This window comes from Mesorhizobium sp. M7A.F.Ca.AU.001.01.1.1 (genome assembly GCF_004022735.1).
Lineage (GTDB): Bacteria > Pseudomonadota > Alphaproteobacteria > Rhizobiales > Rhizobiaceae > Mesorhizobium > Mesorhizobium ciceri.
In genome coordinates, this window is record NZ_RZPF01000601.1 from 1 (window position 1) to 4094 (window position 4094).

A 4094-nucleotide genomic window follows, 5' to 3' on the forward strand; every position below is an offset into this window, starting at 1 on the left:
GCGATGAAGGCGGCACGCAGCGCCACTTCGGTCTTGCCGAAACCGACATCGCCGCAGATCAGCCGGTCCATCGGCTTGCCGGCAGCAAGATCGTCGCGCACCGAATCGATGGCCGTCTGTTGGTCGTCGGTCTCTTCATAGGGAAAGCGGGCGGCGAACTCGCCATAGAGGCCTTCTGCCGGCACCAGTGGCGGCGCCGAGCGCATCTGCCGCTCGGCGGCGATGCGGATCAACTGACCGGCCATGTCGAGCAGGCGCTTCCTCAGCCGCGCTTTGCGCGACTGCCAGGCGCCGCCGCCAAGCTTGTCCAGCGTCGCCTCGGCCGTGTCAGAACCGTAGCGCGACAGGAGTTCGATGTTTTCCACCGGCAGGAACAGCCGGTCGTCGCCGGCATAGTGGATTTCCAGGCAGTCATGCGGCGCGCCGACCGCTTCGATGGTGCGCAGGCCAATGAAACGGCCAATGCCGTGGTCGGCATGGACGACAATGTCGCCGGCCGACAGCGCCGAGGCCTCGGCAATGAAATCCGAGGGACGTTTCTTGCGTTTCGAGCGCCGGATCAGCCGGTCGCCCAAAATGTCCTGTTCGGCGACGACGACCAGTTTTTCGGTCTCGAAGCCGGATTCGAGCGGCAGCACGGCCAGGGCCGCCTGCCCCGGCTCGAGCTTTTCGGCTTCCGCCAGCGTCACGACCTGCTTGAGGTTGCCGAGATGGTGTTCGGCGAGGATCTGGCCAAGCCGGTCGAGCGAGCCTTCGGTCCAGCCGGCGATGACGACGCGGCGGCGCGCCGCGCGCTCATCGGCGATGTGTTTGACGACGACATCGAACACGTTGGCGTTCGGATCGGCGCGCTCCTCGACGAAGCTGCGGCCGTGGCGCGAACCGGCGTGATAGACCTTCTTGGCGCCAATGTCGGGCGCGTCGAATGGCGTAAAGTCGATCGCTTCGCGCGGCCCGAGCGAGGTGATCAGGTTTTCCGGGGAGAGATAGAGCAGGTCCGGCGCGACTGGCTTATAGGGCACCGCATCCTTCAGCGCGCCATCGGCCTGCTTCCTGCGCGCCTCGTAGTGATCGAGGATCAGCGTGTGGCGCTCGGCCAGCGCCTCATGCGCCAGATGGTCGAAGATGACGGGCGTGTCAGGCAGATAGTCGAACACCGTCTCCAGCCGTTCGTAAAAGAACGGCAGCCAGTGCTCCATGCCAGCGAAGCGACGCCCTTCGCTGACCGCCGCATAGAGCCCGTCGTCGCGCTGCGGTGCGCCGAAGGCTTCGATATAGGAGCGGCGGAAGCGGCTGATGGTTTCCGGCGTCAGCGCCACTTCGCTCATCGCTTGCAGCGCCATCGACTTGCGTTGACCGGTGGTGCGCTGCGTGGCGGCGTCGAACACACGGATCGATTCCAGCGTGTCGCCGAAGAAATCGAGCCTGAGCGCCTCGGTCCAGCCGGGGGCGAACAGGTCGAGAATGCCGCCGCGCACCGCGAACTCGCCGATGCCGCGCACTGTCGGCACACGCTCGAAACCGGACGTTTCCAGCCGCGAGACCAGTGCGTTCATGTCGATCTGGTTGCCGGGCCTGGCATGAAAAGTCTGCGCCTCGACCAACTCGGACGGCGGAATGCGCTGCAGCAGCGCATTGGCGGTGGTGAGGATGACGGCGCGGTGCGGCTTCTTCGCCAGAGCGATCATGGCGGTCAGCGCATCGAGGCGCTTGGCGGCCGCATCGGAGCCGGGCGAGACGCGGTCGTAGGGCAAGCAATCCCAGGCCGGCAGTTCCAGCACCGGCAGGCCGGGGGCCGCGAAGGACAATGCCTCGATGATCGCCGGCAGGCGCTGACCGTCGCGCGCGACGAACAGAACCGGCTTGTCGGGCGCGATCTCGAGCGCCGCCTGCACCAGCGCAAAGGCTTCGTAGCCGTCGGCGACGCCATCGACGATGAACTGACCGGCGCGGCCTTTCGGCAGACCGATGGTGGGAATGAGGCTCATGAAATCACGGTCTTGTTTCATCGCAATTCCGAACGGAAAACCGCTTCGTTACTTTTCCTGGAATTGCTTGTGTTCAGAATGTCAGAGAGCGGCGGAAAGCCAGGATCTTTCGCAGGACGGCACAATCGATATCGGCCGGAACCGGGCGTTCGCCGGTGACCATGGGCAGGAATTCGGTATCGGGAATGTCGAGGAGCCTCTCATATTGGTCGATTTCCTCGTTGGTCAAGACGCCGATCTCAGCGTCGGCGAAAGTGCCGAGGATCAGGTCCATCTCGCGCATGCCGCGATGCCAGGAGCGAAACAGAAGCTTGCGGCGGCGCACGTCCAGCCCCTCGCTTGATCTCGTCGTTCCGGTCATCGTACCGCATCCTTGCTTGCTGCGGCGCATATAGCGTGGATAGAAGGGGCTGTCAGCCTTGCGCTGCCGCCGTCGCAACATAAGCTGACATCATGCGCCCGACCATCCTCGATCCCTTGTTTGTCCCGATTACGTCGCTTGCAGGCGTCGGACCGAAAGTCGGCGCGCTGATCGAGAAGGTTGTTCCGGCCGATCTCGGCGACCGCGCGGCGCGTGCCGGCGATCTTCTGTTCGTGCTGCCGCACACCGTCATCGACCGGCGCAGTCGGCCTGGTATCGCGGGATCCGCGGAAGGCCAGATCGTCACGCTCGATGTGCGCATCGACCGCCACCAGCCGCCACCGCGTGGCAACAGGTCGGTGCCCTACCGGGTCTTCGCCCATGACGATACCGGAGAGATCGCGCTGACCTTCTTCCATGCTCACGCCTCCTATCTCGAAAAGGCGATGCCCGAGGGCGAGCATGTCGTGGTCTCGGGCCGCATGGAATGGTTCAACGGCCGCCCGAGCATGGTCCACCCCGACCATATTGCGCTGGCCAGCGAAGCGGAAAACCTGCCGCTGGTCGAACCGGTCTATCCTCTGACAGCCGGGCTCTCGGGCAAGGTGCTGCGCCGGGCGATCGGCCAGGCGCTGACGCGCGTGCCTGAATTTCCCGAATGGCAGGACGGCGCCTTCATGCGGCGGCACACCTTTGCGGCCTTTGGCGATGCGCTTGCCCGCATCCACAATCCGGCCGACCCGATTGACGTCTCCATCGATGGTGCCGCCTGGCGGCGGCTCGCCTATGACGAGTTGCTGGCGGGCCAGGTCTCGCTGGCGCTGGTGCGAGCGAAAGTCCGCAGGCTGTCCGGGCGACCCCTGGTCGGCGACGGCCGCATCGTCGAAAAACTGCGGGCCGCACTGTCCTATTCGCTGACATCAAGCCAGGAGTTTGCGCTGGCCGAAATCAATGCCGACCTCGCCGACCCAGAGCGCATGCTGCGGCTTCTGCAGGGCGATGTCGGTTCCGGCAAGACTGTCGTCGCGCTGCTGGCCATGGCGCGTGCCGTCGAGGCCGGCGGCCAGGCAGCCTTGATGGCACCGACCGAAATCCTGGCGCGCCAGCATCTTGCGACCATCACGCCGCTTGCCGCCAAGGTAGGGCTTCGCATCGCCATCCTCACCGGTCGCGAGAAGGGCCGCGAACGCGCGGATACGCTGGTCGGCCTGGCAACCGGCGAGATCGACATCGTCGTCGGCACCCACGCGCTGTTCCAGGAGACCGTCACCTTCAAAGACCTCGTCTTCGCCGTCATCGACGAGCAGCATCGTTTCGGCGTCCATCAGCGGCTTGCCATCACCGCCAAGGGCGACGCGCCAGACATGTTGGTGATGACGGCCACTCCTATCCCGCGCACCCTGGTGCTGACCGCTTTCGGTGACATGGACGTGTCGAAACTGACGGAAAAACCGGCCGGCCGCCAGCCGATCCGTACCGTTACGCTGCCGCTCGAGCGGCTCGACGAACTGGTCGCCCGCATGGTGGACGCCGTCGCCGGCGGCCAGAAGATCTACTGGATCTGTCCGCTGGTCGAGGAATCCGAAGAGATCAAACTGATGTCGGCCGAAGACCGCTTCGCCTCGCTGAAACCATTGTTCGGCGATCGCATCGGTCTCGTTCACGGCCGCATGAAGGGTGCCGAGAAGGACGAGGCGATGCGCGCCTTCAAGCAGGGCGAGACACGCATCCTGATCGCCACCACC

At 65.0% G+C, this 4094-nt stretch carries 3 protein-coding genes; 1 reads left to right on the top strand and 2 read right to left on the bottom strand.

Going from position 1 to position 4094, the window contains the following annotated elements:
• Together EN884_RS28000 and EN884_RS28005 are read right to left on the bottom strand one after the other, a co-directional pair.
• Positions 1-1988 (bottom strand): CarD family transcriptional regulator (locus EN884_RS28000; protein WP_281034849.1); only part of this gene is annotated, 1988 nt, incomplete at its 3' end.
• A gap of 73 nt (positions 1989-2061) precedes the next feature.
• Complete coding sequence (locus EN884_RS28005) at positions 2062-2349, bottom strand: succinate dehydrogenase assembly factor 2 (RefSeq protein WP_013531907.1); 288 nt, start codon at positions 2347-2349, stop codon at positions 2062-2064.
• A gap of 92 nt (positions 2350-2441) precedes the next feature.
• On the opposite strand from EN884_RS28005, the gene recG reads away from it, so the two are divergent.
• A partial coding sequence (recG, locus tag EN884_RS28010; protein ID WP_128360857.1) for an ATP-dependent DNA helicase RecG occupies positions 2442-4094 on the top strand: 1653 nt, incomplete at its 3' end.